At 61.4% G+C, this 24,498-nt stretch carries 19 protein-coding genes; 8 read left to right on the plus strand and 11 right to left on the minus strand.

The genetic code is table 11. The features are described from left to right. Positions 1–72 precede the first annotated feature (72 nt). From DIS04_RS12305 to DIS04_RS12325, 5 genes are read right to left on the minus strand one after another with little or no spacing between them, the layout of a single operon-like run. On the minus strand, positions 73–1,170 hold the full coding sequence (locus tag DIS04_RS12305) for a KpsE/RkpR family capsule polysaccharide export protein (protein WP_218938163.1): 1,098 nt from the start codon (positions 1,168–1,170) through the stop codon (positions 73–75). Further along, positions 1,170–1,901: an ABC transporter ATP-binding protein gene (locus DIS04_RS12310; protein ID WP_111414083.1), complete on the minus strand. Its 732-nt coding sequence runs from the start codon at positions 1,899–1,901 to the stop codon at positions 1,170–1,172. Before DIS04_RS12310 ends, DIS04_RS12305 begins: the two co-directional genes overlap by 1 nt. After that, entirely contained in the window at positions 1,898–2,704 is an 807-nt protein-coding gene (locus DIS04_RS12315) for an ABC transporter permease (protein WP_111414084.1), read from the minus strand. Before DIS04_RS12315 ends, DIS04_RS12310 begins: the two co-directional genes overlap by 4 nt. Continuing rightward, the gene (locus tag DIS04_RS12320; protein WP_111414085.1) at positions 2,704–4,449 is read right to left on the minus strand and encodes a polysaccharide biosynthesis/export family protein; all 1,746 of its coding nucleotides are present in this window, start codon (positions 4,447–4,449) and stop codon (positions 2,704–2,706) included. The genes DIS04_RS12315 and DIS04_RS12320 overlap by 1 nt, the downstream gene beginning before the upstream one ends. A 58-nt stretch (positions 4,450–4,507) precedes the next feature. Then, positions 4,508–4,837, minus strand: coding sequence for a DVU3141 family protein (locus DIS04_RS12325; RefSeq protein WP_162623052.1), 330 nt, complete (start codon positions 4,835–4,837; stop codon positions 4,508–4,510). A 127-nt stretch (positions 4,838–4,964) separates the two neighbouring features. Here DIS04_RS12325 and DIS04_RS20465 point away from each other — a divergent pair, with 127 nt between their 5' ends. From DIS04_RS20465 to DIS04_RS12365, 8 genes are all read left to right on the plus strand, one after another. Beyond that, on the plus strand, positions 4,965–5,237 hold the full coding sequence (locus DIS04_RS20465; protein WP_162623053.1) for a hypothetical protein: 273 nt from the start codon (positions 4,965–4,967) through the stop codon (positions 5,235–5,237). Positions 5,238–5,756: 519 nt separating this feature from the next. Continuing rightward, the gene (locus DIS04_RS12335; RefSeq protein WP_111414087.1) at positions 5,757–6,413 is read left to right on the plus strand and encodes a YjbF family lipoprotein; all 657 of its coding nucleotides are present in this window, start codon (positions 5,757–5,759) and stop codon (positions 6,411–6,413) included. Positions 6,414–6,429: 16 nt separating this feature from the next. Next, entirely contained in the window at positions 6,430–7,185 is a 756-nt protein-coding gene (locus DIS04_RS12340; RefSeq protein ID WP_162623054.1) for a hypothetical protein, read from the plus strand. Then, complete coding sequence (locus DIS04_RS12345; RefSeq protein WP_111414089.1) at positions 7,176–9,308, plus strand: YjbH domain-containing protein; 2,133 nt, start codon at positions 7,176–7,178, stop codon at positions 9,306–9,308. Before DIS04_RS12340 ends, DIS04_RS12345 begins: the two co-directional genes overlap by 10 nt. 284 nt (positions 9,309–9,592) lie before the next feature. Further along, a complete protein-coding gene (locus tag DIS04_RS12350; RefSeq protein ID WP_111414309.1) occupies positions 9,593–10,552 on the plus strand; it encodes a CHASE2 domain-containing protein in 960 nt (319 codons plus the stop codon). 14 nt (positions 10,553–10,566) lie between these two features. Beyond that, the gene (locus DIS04_RS20470; protein WP_162623055.1) at positions 10,567–10,971 is read left to right on the plus strand and encodes a hypothetical protein; all 405 of its coding nucleotides are present in this window, start codon (positions 10,567–10,569) and stop codon (positions 10,969–10,971) included. Further along, a complete protein-coding gene (locus DIS04_RS12360) occupies positions 10,968–11,339 on the plus strand; it encodes a hypothetical protein (RefSeq protein WP_162623056.1) in 372 nt (123 codons plus the stop codon). The genes DIS04_RS20470 and DIS04_RS12360 overlap by 4 nt, the downstream gene beginning before the upstream one ends. After that, on the plus strand, positions 11,330–12,679 hold the full coding sequence (locus DIS04_RS12365) for a M48 family metalloprotease (protein WP_111414092.1): 1,350 nt from the start codon (positions 11,330–11,332) through the stop codon (positions 12,677–12,679). The genes DIS04_RS12360 and DIS04_RS12365 overlap by 10 nt, the downstream gene beginning before the upstream one ends. A 231-nt stretch (positions 12,680–12,910) precedes the next feature. Here DIS04_RS12365 and DIS04_RS12370 read toward each other — a convergent pair whose 3' ends face one another. The 6 genes from DIS04_RS12370 to fliD all read right to left on the minus strand — a co-directional run bounded on the left by DIS04_RS12370 (position 12,911) and on the right by fliD (position 24,415). Beyond that, complete coding sequence (locus DIS04_RS12370) at positions 12,911–13,231, minus strand: hypothetical protein (protein ID WP_111414093.1); 321 nt, start codon at positions 13,229–13,231, stop codon at positions 12,911–12,913. Positions 13,232–13,330: 99 nt separating this feature from the next. Next, the gene (locus tag DIS04_RS20950; protein ID WP_422667937.1) at positions 13,331–15,661 is read right to left on the minus strand and encodes a flagellin N-terminal helical domain-containing protein; all 2,331 of its coding nucleotides are present in this window, start codon (positions 15,659–15,661) and stop codon (positions 13,331–13,333) included. A gap of 278 nt (positions 15,662–15,939) precedes the next feature. Further along, entirely contained in the window at positions 15,940–16,068 is a 129-nt protein-coding gene (locus DIS04_RS20850) for a hypothetical protein (RefSeq protein ID WP_281270193.1), read from the minus strand. A 178-nt stretch (positions 16,069–16,246) separates the two neighbouring features. Then, positions 16,247–21,235, minus strand: a complete 4,989-nt coding sequence (locus DIS04_RS12385; protein WP_111414094.1) for a sulfotransferase — start codon at positions 21,233–21,235, stop codon at positions 16,247–16,249. Between the two features lie 167 nt (positions 21,236–21,402). Beyond that, positions 21,403–22,605, minus strand: a complete 1,203-nt coding sequence (locus DIS04_RS12390; protein ID WP_111414095.1) for a FliC/FljB family flagellin — start codon at positions 22,603–22,605, stop codon at positions 21,403–21,405. Between the two features lie 415 nt (positions 22,606–23,020). Further along, positions 23,021–24,415, minus strand: coding sequence for a flagellar filament capping protein FliD (gene fliD / locus DIS04_RS12395; RefSeq protein ID WP_111414096.1), 1,395 nt, complete (start codon positions 24,413–24,415; stop codon positions 23,021–23,023). Positions 24,416–24,498: the final 83 nt, after the last annotated feature.

Genomic DNA, 24,498 nt, shown 5'->3' on the forward strand with positions numbered 1-24,498 from the left:
GCGTTCCCTACGTGAATCGCTTTTCTATTCAGGCCATGCGTAAGTGGCCACCGGCCTGCGCTTGACGCAGGCTCAATCTTTATGGTCGCGAACGATGGCTGCCATCAGGTGCGCGATGACAGCGGCAAGCAGTGCCAGGAGGGTATAGAGCGTGATGTTGTAGAGCCGGCGCGGCTGCTGCGAGTATTCGGGCAAGGTGGGCATCTGCAGCACCGAGACCTGCTTCATCTTGCGCGCGGCCTCCACCCGGGTGCTTTCCAGGGCGGCAATGGCGTTGGAGTAGAGTTCGGTGGCGAATTCCGCTCGCATGCGCAGGGTCTCGAACTCCGCCGATAGCCGATTCAGCGCCATGGCGCCGTTGTTGTTGGCCAGGCGCCCGCGCTCGCGTTCCACCTGCTGTTCCAGGGCCTGGATCTCCTGGCGCACGCGCAGCATCTCGGCAGAGCGCTCGCTCTGGTAATTGCTGATCGACGACTGGCGTGCGCTCAACACGGCCAGTTCCCCTTCCAGCCGGGCGATCACTTCGCTGCGGCTCTGTACGGTGCCGGTAGGCGAGACGAGGCCGTGCTCGTTCTGGAAGGCGAGCAAGGCATCGCGATGTTCGTCGAGTCGCTCCTCCAGGGTGGCCACCTGCCCTTCGATGAAGCGCACCTGCTCTTCGGCCAGGCGCTGGCCCATGTCGTTCATGTGACGCTCGCCCTCCTGCAGCAGCAGGCTGGCGATTGCCTGGGCGGTTTCCGGATCGTAGGCCTGGGCACGTATGCGCAGCACGTTGGCGTACTCGTCGAAGATGATGTCGACCCGCTTGAGATAGTGGCGGTGGAATTTTTCCATCGGCACATCGGCACGGCTCAGCCGCGAGAGCGGGTCGATGTGCTCTTGCGCGTAGTGGCTGCGCAGGTCGAGCGCCGCATCGAGCTTGCGCAGCATGTCCACCGAGCGCAGGTGGTCGCGCAGCAACAGCAGGTCCTTGGAGCCGGCGGCGCCGGACATCAGCGAGGCGATGTTGAAGCTGTCCAGCCGCACCTCGGAGCTGTCGAGCACGATATGGCTTTCCGAGACGTAGCGGTCGGAGGCGATCGCTCCCCAGTACAGGGTGGAACCCAGGATGAACAGCAGGGCCACGAGCCAGTAGGGGTGGCGGCGAAGCAGGGATTTCACGAAACGCATTAGTCGTTGCTCTTGGCTTGCGGCGTTGGCTGGGTGTTCTCGGGCCGGGTTTTCCTGGGCTCGGGGCGCTTGCCGATGCTGGCGTGGTAGGCGTCGATCGCTTCGTTTATGTCGTCGTACCAGGTGGCCTTGCCATTCTCGATCCATACCCCGGCCTGGCACAGGTCGCGCAGGATGCCCACGCTGTGCGACACCATCACGATGCTGGCCTTGCCCACCCGCTCCTTGAAGGCCTGGGTGGCCTTGGCCTTGAAGGCGGCATCGCCCACCGAGGTGGCTTCGTCGGAGAGGTAGACGTCGAAATCGAACGCCAGCGACAGGCCGAAGGCGAGCCGCGAGCGCATGCCGCTGGAGTAGGTGCGCACGGGGCGGTCGAAGGCGGGGCCGATTTCGGCGAACTCCTCGACGAAGCGGGTCACGCGCGGTATGTCGTGCTCGCCGCCGTGAATGCGCGCCACGAACTTGACGTTCTGGCGGCCGGTCATGGAGCCCTGGAAGCCGCCGCCCAGGCCGATCGGCCAGGAGACCCGGCAGTGGTGGCGTATTTCGCCCCTGTCGGGGGTGTCCATGCCGCCGATCAGCCGCAGCAGGGTGGACTTGCCGGCACCGTTGCGCCCCAGCATGCCCACGCTGACACCCTGCGGGATGGTGAAGTCGATGTCTTCCAGCACCCAGCCCTGGCTGCCGTGGTGGCCGTGGTAGCGCTTGTAGAGGTGGCGAATCTCGATCATTTGGCCAGTACCTTCTGGGCGAAGCGCTGGTGCATGGCCAGGCCCAGGGCGATGGTGCACAGCGTGCACAGCTGCAGGTAGAGCAGGTCGATGCCGTTGATGGTGTGGTAGCCCTCGAAGAAGGCCAGCCGCATGCGCTCCACCCCATGCAGAATGGGGTTGTAGAGCAGGTACTGCTGGAGCGCATGGGGCAGGAAGTAGGGGGGGATCATCACGCCCGAGAGAAAGTAGAGCGGGAACATGATCATGCGCACCACCTTGGCCACTTCCGGCACCAGCGCCGCGCACACCGAGAGCACCAGCCCCAGGCCCAGGCCCAGCAGCCACACCCAGGCCCACACCCACAGCGCGGTGAGCGGGTCGAACGGCAGCACCTCCAGGCCGAGAAAGGTGGCGCCGAGCAGCAGCAGGATGAACACCAGGCTCTTGAGCATGCCTTCGAGAAAGCCGCGCACCAGCACCGGATCGACGGGCTTGACCTGGCGGTAGGCGAACAGCGCGCGGTTGGCCTCGATGGCGTTCATGCCGCGGGTCACCCCTTCGCGAAACAGGAAAAACGTCATCAGGCCAACGATCAGCCAGGGGATGAAGTCGGCGTTGACGATGAAGCGCATGCGGCCGAGCAGCTCGCGCACCGCCACCATGAGCAGCACGTGCGCGATGGGCTCGAGGAACATCCAGAACCAGCCGAAGCGGTCGCCGGTGATGCGCCCCAGCGCCTCGCGCAGGAACATCGCCCGCCACACGCTCCAGGTGACGCGAAAGGCGCTACGCGAGCGATAGGTGCCCTGCCCTGGCTGCATTACAGATCCAGCGCGACGCGGGTGGTAACGGCGATCTGGAACAGGATCTGACTGATCGTGGAAGCCAGCTGCAGGTTCTTGGTGGGCGCCTTGGGCAGCACCAGGATCTCGTCGCCGGCGCGCAGCGTCACGTCACCGGCCTGACGCACCTCGCCATTGGCGCGGGCCACCAGGATGTTGCGAGTATCGGCGTTGTTGGTGAAGCCACCGGCACGCTCGATGTAGTCGCGCGCCCGCTCGCCCGGCCTGAACACCACCGACTGCGGCACGACGACCTCGCCGCTGATCAGCACCGCATCGGAGCGCTGGGGAATGGTGATGACGTCGCCATCCTGCAGCCGAACGTTGGCAATGACGTCATCGTGGGCGACGACGAGCCGACCGTTGGGCTCCACTTCCCTGGCCCGCTCGACGAACTCGCTGATCAGCTCGGCTTCGCGCACGCGAATGGTGGCTTCCTCCGGGGTGGAGGAGGAGGCGCTTAGGTAGGTGGTCTCGAGCCGGCGCAGGCTCTCCTCCAGGGATTCCTGCTGTCGCTCCCGCACGCTTTCGCGTCGCAGCGAAACGCTCTGCGTATCGGCCAGGTTGGCGTCCACCGGAATATTGTCGAGCAGTTCCTGCAGGGTGACGTCCTTGGGCAGCACGAAGCGCGAGGGCCCCCGGTAGGAGCCTTCCAGCTCGACCACGATATTGGTGGTGCGCTCGTCGGCACTGAACTGAACGTGATCGCCGTCGCGCAGCGGCACACGGCTGAAGTCATCCAGCGCGAGGTAATCCGCGGTGGGGCCGCCCGTGCGCCCGCCGCGCACCAGGGCGTGGGAAACCCCGGCCTGAAGCGGCGCCAGGTCGAGCACGGTCTGGCCGGAAAGGGTGCCGCCCTTGAGCTCGAAGTGGTAGGGGCGACGCACGTCGCCTTCCACCGTGACGGTATCGCCACGACGCTCGACCACGATGGTGTCGCCATCCTGGAACTGCAGCCGGGGCAGCTCACCGGTAAGCAGGAAGTCGTAGAGGTCGGCGCGCAGCAGCTCGCGCTCGCCGCGCATCACCCGCACGCTGCGATAGCTGCCGAGCTGCTCGTCGATGCCGCCGGCCTGGTCGAGGAAATAGAGCAGCGCATCGCTTGGCACCCCGGCATAACGGCCGGGGTTGTCGACGAAGCCGGTCACGAACACGCCGATGGGCTGCACCCCCTGCAGGTTGGTGTAGACCTCGACATTCTCCGGGTAGACCTGCCGCACGGCCTGCTTGACCCGACCATCCAGCTCTCCGTGGCTGACCCCTTCCACTGGCACCGGGCCAATGGTGGGAATGAACAGCTGGCCCTGGGCATCGACGGGAATGACGCGGTCGAGTTCGACGGCGCCCCACAGGCGCAGGATGACCTGATCGCCGGGCATCACCCGGTACTGCGGATTCAGCCCGTCGCCTCGCATGCCGCGAAAGCCGCCGGTGAAGAGGTCGGCACCAAAGGGCAGGATGTCGCCCTGTGCTTCCTCTTCGGGGCTTACCGGCCCATGCATGCCGGGCTGCCGCACCGTGGAGCGGTTGCGTGCCGCCTGATCGGCCTCGGCCTGGCCGCTCTGCTGCTGTGCCGCCCGGGCTTGATCGCGCGCTTCGCTGATGTCACCGAAGCTGGCACTTCCCAGGTTCTGGGCCTGGGCAGGTTGGCTCAAGGCGAACGACACGCCAAGCAGCAGGGCAGGCAGCGCGCCAAGGGTCAGGATTCGTAAGGATGGTGACATTTGCGGTCTTACCATTGAAGGGTTACGGCGAAAGAAGATGCAGCCAGCGAAGCTGCGGCTACCGTAGCGAGCGGACTTCCGCCCAGCGCGTGTCATTGGCGCGGCAGGCCAGCACCTGGCGCTCGCCCTGGCCCGTGGTGACCTGAAGCTGCCGGCACGGGCGCCCGCTGGCCGCCACATACGTCTCTTCCACGGTAAGCATCACTCCGCTTCCCCAGGGGCTGGCGTCAGGCTGGTAAACGGCGCCGGTGCCGGCCCCCTCCAGGTAGCTCGAAATGCGCTCGTCCAGCATGCGCTGCTCCTGGCTCTGCCAAGCCCCGCCATCTTGTGAACTTTTGTCAGTATCGAAGGTGGTACAGCCCGACAGCAGGACCAGGAAGAGCGACATGACTGTGCACAAATGACGTTTTGTGCCGATTTTATCACCACGTGCGGTGGCGAGCGATTGAACTCTCATTCAGGGTCAATTTTCCGTTTAATTGAAATTCGGCATGCCGCGACAGGACGTTGCGCTCGTGCAGGCACGCTACCGCCCCAGGGTGAAGTGGCACATCCCCGAGGCCAGGCTTGAGCAAACGCGAAGAACACTCAGCCCACAGGCTAAGTATCTGTTTATAGATGGTTTATTATTGAATTGTGCCGAAGTTGACTTTGCTTTTGGTGCTGCAAAGCCGCGTATGCTAGCGCAGAGCCTGACGCGACACAACGAAGAAAGTCTGACTTGGAGCATGATAACGATTGATTTCGACCAATTATTTGGTTGTAGGAAATATCTTACAAACACTTGAGAAATGTCTTACTTTCCTGCCAGTCTTTGTTGTGATTAGGCTCATCATTGCAGTACCAAAGAGGCACGGAACGAGGTAAGATTTTTGCTCTCAACTTCAGTAACACTGCGAAACATACCGCACGAAAAAAAGCAAGCTGAGAGCATTGTTCATACACACAGGGAGCTACTCGATGATCAAGAAAAGCGTGGCAGTACTGGCCATTTCCAGCATGCTGGCCGCCCCCCTCGCACTCGCCCAGGGCGCTGCCGAAGCAGCCGCTGGCTCACAGGCCGCCGGTGCAGGTAGCGCTGGTGCAGCTGCTGGCAGCGCTGGTGCAGGTGCCGCTGGAGCCGCGGCATCCACCGGGCCTTTGGCGGGTATTGCTACGGCTACTGGACTGTCAACGGCAGCAGTGGCTGGGATTGGTGTTGCCACAGCGGTTGCAGTCGGTGTCGGAGTAGCGGCAAGTGGTAGCGATGGCGGAAGCGGCGCGCCTGGTACAACTGGCACAACGGGCACCACCGGCACACGCTAAGCATGGATCAGCAAGCACTTTTTCAGGGCCGCCTGCGGGCGGTCTTGTTGTTCCTTCTGCTGGCAAGCCAAGCCGGGTGCGCCAGCGATGGGCTGACGCCTCTTGGCGCCTCGCTGCAGGCTTTACTCCCGAATTCGGAGTCTCTCGGTGACCAGGCCCGGGACATTCCCTACGCCAGCCTGGCCATCAAAGCCGGTGATGTACGTGGCTTGATGGTGATGGGAGCGCAGCAGGGAGGCTTCAGCTATTGGCCTTCCCGGGAGGGCTTGCTGCTGACTTTCCAGGACGATGCGCTGATGACCTTCACGGGCCTGGAGCAGGAGCTGCTTTCCACCCGGTACGATTCAGCAACGCTACCCTGGCAGCAGGCCTCGCCTGCCCCGTTTCGCATCACGCTGCGCTGGCGCGGCACCCAGGGGCAACTGCACAGCGATGTCGCCGGCGGCCAGCTGCACTGCGGGGAACCCTCCCAACGCTCGTTGCCGATGGGAAACCGCTTGCTGCAACCCTGCGAGCAGCGCCTGACCTGGACCGATGGCAGTCAGACAGAAGCCACCCTATGGCGAGACCCGCAAACCTTCGCCTTGTGGGAATGGAATGGGCAGCTGTGGCCCGGTGCCCCCAGGGTGCACTGGCAAGTGGCCCGACAATGGTGGTAAGCGAGTCGCCCAAGCAATGATAAAACCTGCCTTTCCTACCCCCCGGCCCGCCTTGTCGGCGTGCCTGGTCTCGCTGCCGATGATCCTGCTGACTTTGCTGATCGGGCCGATGCCTGCAAGGGGCGACACCCTGGCCGAAGCCTGGGTCAGCAATCAGGCGCAGCGTACACATGCCATCGACTGGGCCTACAGCTTCGCCCTGCGCAAGAGCGCTATCGAGGCCGGCGCGATGGGTGACAGTGCTGCCCTCGATGCCCTGGCTGCCCTGGCACACCGGGCACCAGCGCCCTGGCAAGAAGCGTGGCACGCCGAACTGGCACGAACCCAGGCGCAGCCCCAGAGGAGCCCAGAGCGTTTCGATCTGCCCTACTTGCTCGCAGACCTGCGCCGTAACGTGCAGCTCGATGCCCTGCAACACTACGGCGTTTGCCAGGCCCCGCCATGGGTCGAATTGTGGACGAGCCGGGGCGTGGAGCGCCGGCACTGGGAGCCAGGCAGCACCACTGCCGCATTGTTCAAGACGCTGCCGAAGGATGCTCGCCATCGTGTCGACCATGCCTACCTGGTCGACCCCCTGGGAGTGGTGCATCGCCTGGGGGTGGCGCCCTGGAATCAGGACATCCTGCCGGTTTCGCCAGGCAGCCGCCTGGTGATAGTGCCGCGCCATTCGCGGCAGCATCAGCGCCACGCCCGGCAGGTGGCCGAACGGGTCGCCGGGTGGCTGGCCACCCAGCTTCCCGGAGACGTGTGCGAGATCATCACATGGGACTGAAACAGCACTCGCTTTGCCGCGCGATCGCCCTGGCAAGCGTTGCCCTCGCCTCACTGCCGGCACAAGGCGCAGAGCCGGCAGCCAGTGCAGGCATTGGCCAGGGTCATAACGATTTTGGCGGTATTGGGCTGATGCAGACGCCAACGGCACGCATGGCGCCACTGGGCCACTTTTCCGCCACCTTCAATCGCACCGCGCCCTATCGCCGCTACGGGATCTTCTTCCAACCCATTGACTGGCTGGAAGCGGGCTTTCGCTACGTGGAGATCGAGGACAGGCTCTACGGCGAGGCGATTGCCGGCGACAGGAAGTATCTCGACAAGGGCTTCGATGCCAAGGTTCGCCTGCTGCGCGAGGGCTACTTTCACCCTGAGATTGCCGTGGGCCTGCTCGATGCGGGGGGCACGACGCTGTTCGGGGCGGAATATCTGGTCGCCAGCAAGCGCTGGTATGACTGGGATTTTCACCTCGGCCTGGGCTGGGGCTACCTTGGCCGCGCCGGCGACATGTCCAACCCGCTGGGGCTGGTCGATGACAGGGCCAAGGAACGGCCGCGCTTTGCCGGAACCGCAGATGGCGGCGAGCTTTCGCTTTCGCAGATGTTCCGCGGCCCGGTGGCCTGGTTCGGCGGCGTGGAGTATCAGACCCCCTGGCAACCCTTGCTGCTGCAGGTGGAGCTGGAGGGTAACGACTACTCTGCGGATCGCGCGGAATCGGATATCCCGCAGGACTCCCGGCTCAACTACGGCGCGCGGCTACGGCTGAGCGAAAACCTGGCGCTCAAGGCCGGCTGGCAGCGTGGCAATACCGCCATGCTGGGCTTGAGCCTTTCCACCAACCTGGCAGGGCTTTCCCAGGTCAAGCGTGACCCCCCGCCGGTGGCGCTGGAGCCTGCACAACCCTGGCATACCATGGACTGGGGCGCTGTCAGCGAGGAACTGGAGTCGAACGCCGGGGTGCGAGTGCATCGCATACGGGCCACCGACACCACGCTGCAGGTCGAAGGCGAGCCGGTACGCTATCGCTCGTTGGGTACCAGCGGCGGCCGCGCCAGCCGCATCCTGCACAACCGCAGCGCCAGCAACATCGAGACCTTCGAGTACCGCTGGGAGCAGCAGGGCCTGACGGTACGAGAGGATCGCTACCCGCGCCAGGCCTTCGTCGCGGCCAGCCAGTCGCGCGACGCCGAGTCGAGCTTTTACGATGCGCTGGATATCGGTTCGCCCCAGCCAGATCCCGATGCGTCACTCTATTACGCCGAAACCCTGTACGAAGCCCCGACAAGGCGGTTCCAGTACCGCATCGGCCCGGGGCTGATGCAGAACTTCGGCGGCCCCGATGGCTACCTCTACCGGCTTTCGATCAATGCCGATGCCGAGTACCGGACCAGCCGTCACGGCTGGTTTTCGGGCAACCTCTCCTGGACGCTGGCCGACAACCTCGACAAGTACGAGTACATTGCGGAGTCGAAATTGCCCCGGGTGCGTACCTACATCGGCGATTACCTGGCTGAGGCGGACCTGGGGCTCGGCAACCTGCAGTACACGCATACCGCGCAGCTGGGCAGCGACTGGTTCGCCATGGGCTATGCCGGGTACCTGGAAATGATGTATGCCGGCGCCGGCACCGAAATACTCTACCGCCCCCTTGCCAGCCGCTGGGCCATTGGCGCGGATGCCAACCTGGTGAAGCAACGTGACTTCGACCAGCAATTCGGGCTGCGCGACTACAACGTCTGGACCGGGCACCTGAGCGGCTATTGGGAGACCGGCTTCGAGGACATCCTGGCCAAGGCCAGCGTCGGGCGTTATCTGGCAGGCGACCTGGGGGTCACGCTGGATCTCTCGCGCGAGTTCGCCTCAGGGGTGCGAATCGGCGGCTGGGCAACGCTGACCGATGCGGGTAGCGATTTCGGCGAGGGCAGCTTCGACAAGGCGCTCTACCTCTCGATACCGCTCGATGCCTTCTTCGTTCGCTCGAGCCGCGACCGGGCCGACATTGCCTGGCAGCCGCTCACGCGTGACGGCGGCGCCCGCCTGAACCGCCGGTACTCGCTGTACCGGCTCACCGAGGAGCGCAGCCACGGCAGCTACGAAACGGGGTTCAACGGGGTGTGGGAGTGAGGGCGACTACTACCATTTCCTAATTTTAAACAATTTATTGGCACAATAAGCTGAAAAAACGATTTTTCCTGGTCTGAACAGACAACATAAAAAATGAAAAGAACATAGAGCGAAGCCACCAGAGCTTTGCCGTACGCAAGGAACCGGGATGTACCAGACAGGGAAGCCGTGCTGCCTTCCATGGCAGCCCCATGCCTCGATTCGCCGAGCGCTCTCGCTCATTGGCATGAGTGAATCCTGCCAGCCCCGCCAACAGGCACGGGGCGCTTCGAGGCGAGGTGCACATGGCCCAACTTGAGCGAATGGTCGGCCTGGGGCACGCGCTGATTCAGCGCTGCTGGCAATTCGCCGGGGTTCGCTATCTGGCCTACGTGGCACTGGGGGTGTGGGCGCTGGCGGCAGACCCCTTCACGCTCTCCTCCAGCTCGGATAACGCCCTCTCGCGTGAGTATCAGAACCTTCATGTGCGGCTCTCGGGTGTCGATCGCGCCCCGCTGACGGTGGTGAAGATCGATGCGCAGAGCATCCAGGAGCTGCATGGCGGCGGCAGTGGCTGGATGTCGAGCATCGACTGGCCCCTGGATTATGCCGACCATGCCAGGCTGATCACCGACCTCACCGCCAACCAGCCGCACCCGCCAAGCGCGCTTTTCTATGACATTTTCTTCGAGGCGCCACGAAGCGCCAGCGGCGATCTCGGGCGGCTGGGCAGCCGACTCTCCATGCTTTCGCGAGAGGGCGGCACCGAACTGATCCTGGCCGGTGGCGGCAGCCCCATGCCCATGCTTCGGCCCGCCTTCGAGCTGCTGCAGCAGCCCAAGCTGGCGCCGACTGCGTGGAGCGGGCATGGCGATGACTACCCCTTCACGGCGACCGTCCCCTTTCAGAACCACGCCGGTCTCGAGACCCTGCCGACGCCGGCGGTGGCCGTGTACCAGGCGCTTTGTGAAGCCTCGAACCGTTCCTGCGACTGGCTTGAGCCATCCCGGGCTCCCGACCTTTCCGTGCAATGGTCGGCCCGGCAAGCGCAGGAGTGCGTGCCGGCCGAACCCTTCAGCCGTACCGGGGCCTGCTGCAACGCTTCCTCGAGGGCGTGCTGCAGGGACTCTACAGCAGGGCCGAGCCGGGCCACCTCTCCGCCGAGTGCCTGCCGGTCAACGTCGTTCGTGCGTCGCAGCTGTATGGCGATGACCCGGTCTCGCTGGTTCCGCCGGGCATCGAGGAAGGCACACCGTATGCCGTGATGGTCGGTGTCGTCATGCCCAGCTCGCTCGACTACGTCGACACGCCCATCTACGAGCGGCTGCCCGGCGTCATGCTGCATGCGGTCGCGTTCGAGAACCTGTGGCGGCTGGAGAACGGCTATTTCCGCTATCGCGACGTCACGCTCTGGGGCTTGGCCACATGGTGCCTGGCCGTACTGCTGTTCATGCTGCAGGCGCGGCGGCGCCGTGTCGCCCCGCTGCGTACGCGGATTCCGATGGTGTTCGTCTGGTGGGGGGTCATTACCGTGGCCGTGCTCCTGGTTCAACTGGTCTTCCACAACCTGATGCGAATCGTGCCGGAAGGATGGCTATCGCTGATCGCCATCGTTCCCCTGCTTCGCGAAGTCGTGCTGCGCAACGAGGCAGCCACCCAGCCCATGAAGGAGACAAAAGAATGAAAACAACGCCTACGCTGTGTGCCGCCGTCATGATGGCGCTGGCCTCGGGTGCCTGGGCCGAAGCGGTGCAGATCGTGGAGATTCCCAGCCCCCGGTTCACCGAAGCTCAACAGCTCAGCAGCGACCAGTGGCTGCTGGTCGAGGAAATTGCCGGGCTTGCCCTGCCGCTTGCGGCCCGCGCCGACGCTTCCAGCTCTCAGCGTGAGCTGCTGTTTACCGTCGCCGGGGAGCAGTATCGCATCGCGCGCGCCGATGTCGTGCTCGCCGACGAGTCGCTCGTGACCAGCGCCTGCGACACGGTTCCCCTGGCCCTGGCCGCGGATACTCGTTCCGCCAGCGTGAAGGGGGCAGGTGAATCATGCCGCTGATGCAACGACTTGCCACCCTTCTTCTCTGCCTGGCATTGGCCGGGTGTGCCGCGCTGCCTGCGGGCGACTCCCAGCTCGCGGGGGTGACCTACGAAGTCCGCTCTGCCGATCTGCAGCAGGTACACCGCAGCGGCCGTGTGCTGGTCAGCGATCAGGAGATGCTGGACTACCTCAACGACATACTGGCACGCCTGGTGAGCGCAGCGGAAACCCCCTGCAACTGCCTCGTCGTGGTCGATACCTTTGCCGGCTACGAAGCCTACACGCTCTCGCCCTACACCATCGTGCTGTCTGCCGGGGTCATGGCGCAGGCGGAGAGTGAAGACGAAATTGCTGGCTTGATCGCACATGAGCTCTCGCATGTCATTCACGACGACACGACCAAGTCTCGCTTCCAGCAGGCGGCAGTCACGGCGGCACGCATCGGCGGCGTTGCCGCCGGCAATGGCTACAGCGTGTTACTCGGCGATGCCGCCAAGGAAGCGGCCAACGGCTTGATCTACCACCGCTGGAACAGCGAGCAGGAGAGACAGGCGGACGCCTTTGCCGTGTCGCTTCTGGCGGCCGCCGGGTATTCACAGGATGGCTTGAAGATGGCCGTTCGCCGGTTGGGCAAGTATTCCGAGAGCGCCCTGGCCAGCCGCGGAGATGATACGCCCAACTGCGTTACCGATGCGGGCGACAATCGCTATAACGTCGACTTTGCCGGCTGCGCCGCACGCATGACCGGGTCCCGCGAGAGCGTTTACGATCCCTCCGAGATCCGCCAGGAGATGCTCAACGAGCAGATCTGGGAGCTCGAGCCTGACGAACGTCGCCGACGCCTCGGCAACGAAGTGCCTCGTTTCGCCTCCGTCGACTATCTCTATGGGCTCAACCGCGTGGTATCGGACGACGAGGCCCAGCTACGGGCCGGACTGGCTGCCGTGGAGAACGAGCCGATACCGCCCACCCTGGAAAACAACGCCTACGTGTACAACCACCTTTCGCAACTGCATGAGATGCTTGGCAACGCTGAAGAGGCCGAGAATTACTTCTTGAAAACCCTCGAGAGCGACTACCGCACCACGTATAACTACAGGCGGCTACTGAACCATGTGAACCAGCAAAGCGACCCTCGGCTGGTCAGCCATGTGATCGGCATGATGCATGAGGACATCGGTTTTTCCAGTGAGTTGCTGCCATACGAATACTACCTGGCCAGGCGATTCGACCTGGTGCTGCTCGAAGCCCAAGCGCTGGCGCGCTGCAGCCTGAGCCTGGCGCAGGACCTGGAACGTTCACAGAGCTGCGCCGAGTTCGGTGAAGCGGCAGAGAACAACCTGATACTTCGCTTCTAGACGACACCCGTGCAGGACAAAACGTGTGCCAAACAGCAGCCCGGCTTCATGCCGGGCCATATCCAACTGGGCATGGCGGCATCGCATCGCTCTTTCTACTGCTGGGGAGAAGAGTAACCGGTATCTCGTAGACTGAGCGATCCACCAAACACGCCGTAGCGATGCCATCAAGACTCAACCTCAGGTCGCAACCTGTTCTGAACCCGGTGGCATGGCAGGCAGCGTAACGTGTCACTGGATGCCGTCTAATTCCTGGGTGCGCTGGTAGAGCCGTCGAATGCTTTCGATGGCTACCGCTTCATGTTCATCCAGCGCCAGCATCGCCCCACCCTTCCCTTCCGGGTCATCCAAGGCATCGACCAGCTCCTCGGCATAGCGTCGGAAGAGGTGGCCCAGGTTCATGTGGATCATGGCGACCTCCAGCTCCAATTCGGCCTGTAGATTCCGCAGGCGCAGCCTCTCACTGGGGTCGCTGCAACGCGTGAGCCGGCTAGCCAGCATGTTGCTGAGAATTCGCTCGGCGGCATTGAAGTGGGGGATGAGCACATGCATCACCTTCCCGGCCGTAACCTTTACTGGCAAGTCTGACATCATCCCCCCCCGTACAAGAGCAGGAAACCCTGAGGGTGCCTCACGACACCCCGTTCATCCTCAGCCCAGCAGCGTCAGCACGTTCTGCGGCACCTGGTTGGCCTGGGCCAGCATGCTCGTGCCGGCCTGCTGCAGAATCTGCGCCTTGGTCATGTTGGCGACTTCGACCGCGTAGTCGGCATCCAGGATGCGCGAGCGGGCGGCGGAAAGGCTGATGTTGGTGGTCTGGTGCGACTCGATCACGGATTCCAGACGGTTCTCCATGGCGCCAAGGTGGCTGCGCTTGCTGTCGACGAAGGCGATAGCCCGGTCTAGGGTCGCTAGAGGATCAGGTGGCGTCTTGAGACGAATCTCCTGGGTAGATTCAGTGATGTTGATAATTGTATGTGGCACACCATCCGATACCATTTCGCCATTGTCATAACCATTAGCATCCGTTTCGACCGACACACGTAGGTTCAACCCGTTCGTCAGGTTAGAAGGATGATAAATAATGACTTCATTGGAACCATTGACCGTCTTGATCAGTATTTCGTTGTCCTCTGTATCGACAAGGCTAGCCAACTTGAAGCTACCGTATGTCGACTGACTATTAGGCAAATTGAAATAATAATTTCCATCCTCTCCCTGACGAAGTACATCTGAAAAAGTCTCTTCATTACCGTCAGTATAGTTGACCGTCACGTTTCGTGGATCAATCGTGACCACCGAAGTCCCGTGAACTGTCTGGACACGGTGGGCCTCGATATCGAAAATGGTGGGATTCGAATTCGTCGTTACGGCCCAGATCGAATGTGTATCGCCATTGCTTTCAAGACCGACGCTGACTTCTGCATCAAAATAATGATAAACCCCTTCCTCTATCTTGGACTCGATCACATACTGGCCGTCCGAGCGCTGCATTAGACGTGTTGGTTCGGAAAAAAGCTCTCCTTCAGGATTTAGAAATCGGAGATCTTCCGGCTGTGGCTCTACCGTCGGTGTGTAACCGACCGGCGTTGCCTGGCCCGTCAAGTCCAGACCCGCAAACGCCTCAGCGGATTCCGCACGCAGAATCAAGCGCTCCTTATCGACAAGCCGTGTCGTCCATTCTTCAAGATCTTCGTCCCAATAACTTTCAGATTCTGAGTAACTTTCGGTCGATACGCCGCCCAACCGATAATGAACCGTTCCACCATCAACTTCGGTCTGTAAGTAATAGCCGCCGTCGCTGGATTGTACCAACGAACCTTCCGTCAGTGGGGTGCCATTACTGCGTAAAAAGCTAACGTCATCAAAACCGTCTAAGTCGTAATAATCGCCACCGTTGGGATGATCTACAATTTCGCGGGTGGGGGAATAAACCGGGCCGGCCAGCTCGGCGCCGAGCTGCCGAACCTGCATGTTACTAGCTCCCGCCACAAAACTCAGGTCAGCTTCGTAGTACCGTACTACACCACTACGTGTCTCGCGTATGACATAGCTACCATCGTGCTGCTGTAGCTGTCTGCTCGCACCGTCTGTGAAGGGGTCGCCATACTGATCCGTAAATGACGGAGTAACGGTCTGGCTGGGAATCGTATCAACGGTTTCGTAGATCCTTTCCGTGCTGGTAATGCTGACGGCACTGGTATCCGTGGCAGTGTCATGGGTGGCTACGGGGTAACCCGTATCGTAGAAAACGGGATCATCACCCAACATAGCACTAACGTACCAGCCGTAAGGCCCTTCTGCAGCCGGCTGCTCCATAAACGCTCGCGACGTTCCCGTTATTCCGTTATAAGAGATGGTCGTTTGTGCGTTTGTTTCCGCATAAAGATGGATATGATGAGCGGGCCCTAAGAGTGTGTTCCTGGGTGTCACTTCGCCTTCGATACCTGCAATAGTGAAATCCTTGAGCCCAAGCGACTCGACGCTGAACCCGGGCGGGTTGAGATCGATGCCCAGCGTTTCCCTATCGTTGGCCCCCACCTGCAGATTGACGGTGCCGGCCTGGCCGCTCAGCAAAGGAATGCCGTTGTAATCCACGGTGCCTGCAAGCCGATCAATCTCCCGCAGATTCGAGTTGATCTCTGCCTGGATGGTATCTGTGTCGCGCAATGTCAGGGATCCGTTCAGCCCCTGCACCGTCAGCTCACGAATGCGCTGCAGCTTCTCGTTGATCTGGTCCAGTGCCCCATGCGCCGTTTGTGCCATCGATACCCCATCGTTGGCATTGCGCTGTGCCATGGCGCGGCCGGTCACTTGGCTCGTCAACCGGTTGCCAATGGCCTGACCAGCCGCATCGTCCTTGGCACTGTTGACACGCAGGCCAGATGACAAACGTTCCATCGCGGTTGCAAGAGACGACTGGGCGCGACCCAGGTTGGACTGGCCAGAGAGGGAAAGAAGGTTGGTGTTGATGGTTGCCATGCGAGAAGCTCACCGTTCCTTGGGCGTTTCTTTTTTTATCGGCCTAAGGATGCTGAGCTTTAGCGATTATATCAGCAATGAGTGATTCGGCACACTTTTGTATCGACGTCGTCCCGACTGCCTTATCATGGAATCTTGGAGGCCTGGCATTGACCTAACGCTTTCGCTGTTGCAGAGCCATTGGGCACCTTCTCGCGATGAGCTAGCACCCAGCGGTGTAGCGAGTTGGCAATAGCCTTCGTCCTTGTGTCGTGTAGGCCGTTGGCGATTTTCAGCGGTTAGCGGCTGGGGCTCGCGCCCACCTGGTAGAGTTGGCCGATGCGCCCGCTTTTTGGTTCGTGCCGGCTCTCGAGGCGTTGCAGGTCGTCGGGAAAGGCCATTGCCCGATAGCCCTGCGCATCGGACATTCGATGGTCACCGTGCCTTTGGGACTCGGCATTGCAAGGCGAATACGCTCGGCTTCCCGATGCTAGCCCGCCGCTGGTGTGGCGTTGTTTGCCATCGGCACCGTGACAAACGCCAGGCTATCACTTACCGGCGCCGACCGCCGAACCTCACGGATCCACTCAGGGACCAGATTGGCGTTCAGTAACCCAACGCAGCTGCTACGCGATTGGTGATGTCAAGGCTATGCCGGTACAGTTGCCGGGCTGGGTGCTCGGGCTCCAATGCTTCCGTAAGCAATTCAAAGCGACCCCACCATTCGCGGTTTTTGTCTAACAGCTGCCGCTCCAGCTCAGCTACCTGTTGGCGCGCCACCAAATCTGTATGGGCAATCCCCAATTCGTAGACGAGATAAGTAAGCACCCGACGTAGGCTGTAAGGGCTTTCGCTGCAGAGCATCAGCTTCGTAACCGATGCCTGGCGTTCGCCCTGACGCTGTAGCCCTGGCATGTAGTCGCGAATATCCTCGAAGGCAGCGGGAAGCGGGCCGCGCCACTGCATGGGCAACCCCTGGACCTGGAGCGTTTGGCCGCTGACGCTGAGCGTTACCGGCACCGAAGCCAACCAAGGGCTGTCGGTGTCCATAAAGCCATAACTCAGGGTAGTATCCACCGCATCGTAAAGGTTGTAGCGTACGAACAGCTCGCCACTATCTTTATCCGGAACGCCGAAGACCCGCATCGCAGGCTGACCACCCACTAACGGAGTATAAAAGCTCTCCGCGTCCAGGCGATGGTTCAAGCAATCGACCAGGGGTAATAGCACATGTCGAAGGGCTGTATCCCCTTTTATGCCTAGCGCCTTGAGGTGTTGCTCAGTGACGCCAAACATACGCGACCCGATAAAGCTATCTACCAACAGCTGATCATGCCTACCGGCTTTGAATTGCTCATGATAACGTGTCAGGTTGCTGTTCCGAGGACGGGCACCGAGCAGATAATCCAGCACTCCCGGTGCCTCTTGCCATGCCAGAAACGGCAAGCTCCTACGCCACAGCTCAAGCTTATGGGTCGAGTTGTAGAGCTCCAGCAAGGCCTCCATCATTTCATGTTGAAAAGGTAGAAGCGGAGTGCCATTCGGCGCTGCTGTCAAAATACCATTTTGGATTCTGATATCGAAGCAATCGAGCTGAGGCATTGTCGCCATAGGCACACGCAGGTAACTCGCCCGCGGCGTGCCAGGTGTGCCATGCAGGGATAGGTTCCCATTCTCGGCACGAATAACCAGGTCCGGGTTGAACCATGCTCCCTGCTTGGCGAGCAGTTGGCAAATGCGACGCATCGGTGCCAATACTGCAGCGTCCCCTTCCATAGCGGGTTGTGCCGCGCCACCTGCCTTACTGGTCCTCTTGGTGTTGCGTGGCTTTTCCAAAGCCGGTTGGACGGCGTCACGCCGGAGCAGCCAGAACTCGCGATAGTTGAGCGAATCATCGCAGAGGGAACCCTTTCGCAGCACCGTAAAGCCGGCGCTGGCGATGACAGTGGCATTATTGTCGAAGCCCGGCTCGGTCAGGTGGCGGTCCCGCGCCCCCTGGCTCTCCAACAGCACGATACCGCCAGGCTTGCACAGGCCAAACAAGGCCTCGCCAAAACTTTCCAGAGGCTTGCCTATCCACTGGTGCACCGCGCAAGCAATCACCAAGTCATACTGTTTCTTGCCAACGAAATCATCGAAAGCCTTGTGGTGCAGCGTAATATGCGAATGCCCGAGGTGCCGTGCCACTGCATTACCTACCTCCACGCAGGCCTTGCTGATATCAAAGCCTTCGCCAGCACTCAGGATATCCGCCAGTCCCAATAGTAAAAAGCCGTGGTTGCAGCCAATATCCAGCGCTGTGGCCCCTTGGGGCAGCACTTCTTCCAAACCGTAATGGGCCAGGCGGGCCTTGGCCGAGCGGGTACCGGGCAATTTCAGCGGTTCAAAGCCCTGATAGGGCAAGCCGAAATCACCAAAGCTATATTGCAACTGCTCGGATTGATATCCGCGCCAGATCGTCTGGACGCGCTCATGCAGCGCGGAGAGCCGTCGATGCTCAATATCCGGGCTTTGCGACAGCGCCTCACGCAGCTTGGCATATGCGGCCACTGTTTCCAGGGAGTAAGGATAGGTGGCACAAGCCTGCCATAGGCTGATGACCGCGGCCGACAGCTCACCGAACCTGCTCTGGGCCTCCGCCACCCCTATCAACAATCTTGCACGCAGTGGACCCTGACGGCCTTTTAGTGCCTTCAGGGCTTCCTGATAGACAGCTTGTGCCTCACGGCATGCTTCCGGCGTATTGGCTATTCCTAGTTGTAGGGCCGCCTTTACTCCAAGCAGATCTGCACGTGCGCTTGGCCCGTCACCCAGTCCAGCGGCCACCAAGGCGCTATCTGTGTGGGCCAGTAGCGCCTCGCAGCGCTCAAGCGCCGCATTCAACTCTCGGCGCTCGTGACTGCCTGACACCAGCGTCAGCTCCAGCCTCGCCACCGCCAGGTGCTGCGGGTATCGCTCGCCGAGTTCCGCGACGGTGCGTTTCAGTGCAGCAGCTTGCCCAGCCCGGTGCTGCGCCCAGCCCAACGCCAAGCCATAGCGTAGCTCCCGGGTTTCGCCATATAGCAATGCCAACTGGGACAGTGCCTCATCGTGCAGCCCCAAATGTGAGAGCGCCTGTCCCAGGTAGTAACGCCCCTCGTTGTCGCCGGGGCATTCCTTGAGCAGAAGCTGGGCCTGGTTCTTGGCACGATGAATGTTGTGGCTTGCCAGTGCTGCGGCCAAGCAGCGTTCGGCAATGCGCTGAGCCTTGCGCACGGTAAATAAGGGCGTCAGATCTGGTATGCCGGCCATGCGTTGTATGCCCACATACCCCCGCGCCTTCAGATAGCGCTCGGCCAACGCCTCGTCACACTCGGCCAGCAGCTGATAGGGCAAGTCATGAATGCCGAAAACAGCATCCAGTAGGAAGGCCAGGCGCTGGCGCTGCACACCATTCAGAACGGCCAGGCGCTCCGGCGTGGGAATGAACAGGGCATCGGCATTGGCCAGCTGGGTGGCCTGAGGCCGAGCGATATCCTCGCGCTTGGGAAGCAGACTGCGATGGCTGGGGTTGTTGAGACGATAGAACGTGAAGCCATGCCGGCTAGCCCAGTGACTCACCTCGGCGAAGTTAGGTTGACATTCATGGGTGGGCTGGAAGGCCAGGCGCACCTGCAGCAGCAGTGTGTCCTTGAGCGCCCGGGTACCGTTCTCCAGCACCGCAATGGCGTTGCACAGCTCATCAAGGATGAGCCAGTCGAGACTAGCCAGGCCTTCGATATCGTCCAACCGGAGTGTATTTATCGGCAGCTTCGCCAATGCCTGGCAGCCAGAACGCAGGCTTTCCGGCAGCCGTTCCGCGGGCAAGGGTGGCAGCACCGAAGAAAGCGCTTTATCCAAGGTGGCATAGAGAGTAGCCGGTTGACCATCGCCTAGAAGCGCATGAGGTACATGCTGAAATTCTTCAATCCCTTCAACTTCTTCGGCGGCAAGGTGGCTTCCCGGGTCGAAGGCCACTACGCCGAAGGCATTAGTAGCCATAAGCTCACCAAAGTTCTCTTCGCTGGGCAGGCGTGCGCCATTATCGATCGCCACCAAGCGCCCCTTCAACTGCCAGTCGAAGCGCTCAACCGGCTGGGCGGGCAATCCCTTGACTTCCATGGTCTCTCGATATCCTCTGCGTAGAGGCTCCAGATGATGATCGAAAGGTTCGGAAATGCCAACGAAGTCGCTCCGAATGGGCATGGGCACGTCAAGCGAGCGCACTGGGCTCAGGTGTGCGACAAAGCTGGCATACTGAGCCTGCCTCTGGGACAAATCCGACCGCGGCGACTTCCCCAACGCCTTGAGCAGACGATCGGCGACCGCTTCTGGGTCCTGTGCCAGTTCTTCGTAGTCGACCCAATAGATGGGGTTGGGCAGCACACGCGCCCAGTGCTGCATGGCCTGTTCGTAGTAGGCGATATGCTCCCCCAAGACATACAAGTCATAGGTATGGTCATTGGCTTCGGTGTAATGATTGAAATAGGCCGAAACCCCGATGTCCTCTAGGCGACGGCGGCAGAATACGATGGGTGCCTTGGGAAACCAAAGACCCACCAACCCCAGTGCCCAGATGTCCATCGGCCGTGTGGCCGTGCGCAATGTACCATCAAAACCGATGGCATCGAGATACCCTTGTGCATCGGCACGGCAGCGCTCAGGTGTCAATTGCTCCAGATAGCGGCTAGCCCCTTCATACTGCTCCATCACCTGATTGAAATAGAAACGGAACTCATCGGTTTCGCCTCCGCAGCACACCCCTTCTACACTGTCCAACAACGATTCCACTAGGCTCTTGCCAGAGCGCGACATCCCGGTAATAAACAGGGTCGGTATTTCATCCATGCCTCCAGCCTGCTGACAGGCAAATGTCTCCGGCTGGAATAGGCGTTGAATGGACTCCAGCAAGCCACGCTCGGGTAGGCTGACGCTGCCTCTCGCTTCGCGAGCCAGTTCGTTAGCGCGCCGATAGGAAGCAAAAGACTGCTCGAAATCGCCGATATCCCAATAAGCCTTACCCAAGGTGTAGGCCAGCGTGGCTCTATCCTTCAGCGGCAGCTGACGATTTTCCAACTGAAGTGGGAGAGCCGTAAAAATATCGTCTTCAGGAATGTAGGTCTTGAAAGTTGCTAGGCTGTAGTTGGCTCCCGGATTGACCGGATCGCGGCGCAGGTTCTCCGCGTAACAATCGCGCGCCTTGTTCAGCTCACCCAGAGCCACATAAGCATTGCCTAGGTTGTTTCGCGCCGGCAAGCGGTGTGGCTCCAATTGCAAGGCCCGCTGCAAGGGCGCTAATGCTTCCTGAAAGCGACCAAGCCCGTAATAGCACATGCCCAACGCCGCCAACACAGCAGGTTTGTCGACTGTCTCGTGCGCTGCCGTTTCCAGATAAGGAAGAGCCTCCTCATAGCGCAGAAGACTCACCAGCGTCAACCCAAGCATCATCGTGACATCTTGGCTGCGAGGGTAGCGTGCACGCAAGACTTGCGCCTTCTCCAGGGCCTCGTCGAGCTGCCGACGTTGTATCAGTACATCTATCTGTTGCAGCTGCTTTGATGAGGGCGACTGGCTCATGGCTCGAATCCTGTACTGGCAAAATTAGGGGCTTGGCAGTGTAAGGATGCCAGAGCATCACCCTTGGCTATCCATCGAATAGCCCACCAAAAACGGCGCAAAAAAACGGGAGCCCTTTGGGCTCCCATCGTTACTTACCATTCCAGCGTTGCTGGCTTGAGCTTGCGTTAGCCCAGCAGCGACAGCACGTTCTGCGGCATCTGGTTAGCCTGGGCAAGCACCGAGGTGCCGGCCTGCTGCAGAATTTGCGCTCGGGTCATGTTGGCAACCTCAGAGGCATAGTCGGCATCCTCGATGCGCGAGCGAGCCGCGGAGAGGTTGGTCTCGTTGGTCTGCAGGTTGGTGATGGCCGACTCGAAGCGGTTCTGGATCGCACCCAGATCGGAGCGCAGATTGTCCACCTGCTTGAGTGCATCGTCCAGCTCCGCCAACGGATTCGGCGTACCGCCGGACAGCAGCGCGTTAGCGTTGAGGTCATCAGTGCCAAGGGAGAAGTCCGCTGACTGGGTACCAGTATCGGCATCTTGGGGATCCAGCGCAATCGCGAAGTCGGATGCAACACCATTTGTGACATTAATGCCCTGAGCCGCCAAGGTCGCCACTTCAGCATCACTAGCCGCAGTAATGGAAACTTTGGCAAACCAGTTACCATCGTCATCCACAAAGGCATCCGCGGTGGTCACAGTGATACTACCTGTGGCTATACCCAGGTTAGTCCCGAGAGTAGCGGCGAAGTCATTCACCGACGAACCGGTAACGTCGGTAGTGTCTCCATAGGCCGCCTGAAAATCAGCAGCGGCAGCTGCATTGAGGTTGCCCAGATCGCCATTAGTGACGTTCGGGCCCGACACGTTGAAACTATCCAGGCTCAAGGTGCCAGCTGTAATTTCTTCCAGGCTAATTTTGATTGCTTCACCATCGTTAGCACCGACCTGAATAGAGAGCTCTTGGTCGCTAGCCAGTACCTTGACGCCGTTGAAGTCGGTCTGCTCAGAGATACGATTGATTTCGGACAAGCGCTGGTCGATTTCTCCCTGGATGGAGTTCAGATCATTCTGACTGTTGGTACCGTTCTGGGCCTGGACGGTTAGCTCACGGACACGCTGCAGGTTGTCGTTGACCTGGTTGAGCGCGCCTTCGGCAGTCTGGGCGATGGAAATGCCGTCGTTGGCGTTACGCTGCGCCTGAGACAGACCCGTGATCTGAGAGGACATGCGGTTGGCGATGGCCTGACCGGCGGCATCATCCTTGGCGCTGTTGATGCGCAGGCCGGAGGAAAGTCTCTCCATCGCAGTGGACAGAGAACTCTGGCTCTTCTGCAGGTTGGACTGGCCGATCATCGAGGTGATGTTGGTATTGATGACTGACATGGGTCATTCCTTCTTTTCGTTGAGGGCTCCATTGGCGGGCCCACTGAACCTTGAGTTTCCTGGCCCAGCATCTCGGGCCTACCTCAACGGCGCCGTTGGCCGTTACCCTGATTAACGGCACCTGGCGGCAGGACTTTAGGGTAAGAGGAAAAAAATTTCGTTTGGCGTTGACAGGCTTGCCCACGCCGGCGCTACAGGGGCGCTTGGCCCGAGCCAGGTGCGCCAATCAACACAAGTGCAGCGCTGTCGGGTCGACTTCGAGCCGGGATATGACTTGAACAGCAAGCCCAGGGTGGGCGGCGTGTAGGGCCTGGCCGCGTGGAGGCCTGGAGCAGAAACGACAACCCGCATCGTCCCGGCAGCCCTTCAATAGCAAAACCGCCCCCCGAGGGGCGGCGGTCACCTAGGCCGACGATCACTCTTGCCCGAGCTGGGCGTTCAGGTTGGCGAACTGCTCGGTGAGGTAGGCGCTGGTCTGGTTCATGTTGGATATCATGCCGTCGAGCTGGCCGAACTGGGTGCGGTAGCGGTCGAGGGTGCCTTCGATGGTCTGCTCCATGCGGAGGTAACGCTCGTTGAGGCTCTCGATGCGGCTCTCGGCGCCATTGATCGCGCCGCCCAGGGCACCGTTGTCGCCGCGGAGCTGGGTCACGGTTTCATCGATCTGCCCCGCCAGGCCGCCCAGGGCATCGCTGCCGGCGAAGAAATCGCCCAGGGCGTCCTGGTCGGTGGCGATCACCTCGTCGAGGCGCTGCTCGTCGATCGCCAGCGTGCCGTCGAGCTCGAGCGAGATGCCGATGTCGCTGAGCATGGCGAAGCCGCCTTCTTCGGCCGACACGCCGCCGGCCAGCACACCGCGCAGCCGCCCTTCGATGCTGCGCACGGCGCTGTCGCCGAGCAGATCGCCCGCCTCGCCGCTCTCGCCATCGAAGGCGGTCAGCTCGCCGATGGCGCCCTTGAGCGAATTGAAGCCTTCAACGAAGCCGGTGATGGCCTCGCGCACCGCGCGGGTGTCCTGCTCCACCGTCACCGTGCTGCTGCCCTCGCCGGCCAGGCTCAGCGTCACGCCCTGGATGGCGTCCTCGATCTGGTTGCCGGGGCTGGAGATCGCGATGCCGTTGACGGTCAGCTCGGCGTCCTGGCCCACGGTATCGTCGACCTCGGTTGCCGTATCGCTGAAGCTCACGCCGTCGGCCAGGGTCACATCGGACCAGTCCATGCCAGTGATCGAGGCTTCCTTGCCGGTCTCGTCGGACATCAACGCCAGGCGGTAGCCGCCGCCGTCGTTGACGATCGAGGCGGTCACCCCGGCCTGCTCGGCGTTGATGGCATCGCGAACGTCCTCGAGGGTGCTGTCGTCGGCGATGCTGACCGGCACGCTGGCCGTGCCATCGGCGCCGGCATGCTCGAACTGCAGCTCCAGGTCACCGCCGGCACTGATCACCTCATCGCCGAGTGACTCGATGCCCTCGAGCCGCGCCGTGGCATAGCTGCCGGCGGAAGCCAGGGTTTCGACATCGACCTCGTAGTGCCCGGGGCTGGCGTCGGCACTGGCAGCGGCCTGTATGGCCTCGTTGGAGGACGAGGTGGAAAGGCTCTGGTAGAGCGAGGCGTCGTTGAGCGCGCTGGCGGCCGATTGGAAACCGGAGAGCGCCCCCTTGAGCTCGCCGTAGGCGGAGATCTTGACCTGCTGGGTCTCGATCTGCTGCTCGATGGGCTCGAGCTTGCTGCGTTCGGCGTCGTTGAGCTGGTCAAGCAGACCGTTGAGATCGAGCCCGGAGCCGATGCCGAGGGAAGAGATGCTGGCCATGAGGAACTGCCTTTAGCCGATGAATTCGGGCACCGGGCAGCGATCGCAACGCCCGGCACCTTCCTTGTCTACCTGTTGTCGGC

This window comes from Billgrantia lactosivorans (assembly GCF_003254665.1).
Lineage (GTDB): Bacteria > Pseudomonadota > Gammaproteobacteria > Pseudomonadales > Halomonadaceae > Halomonas > Halomonas lactosivorans.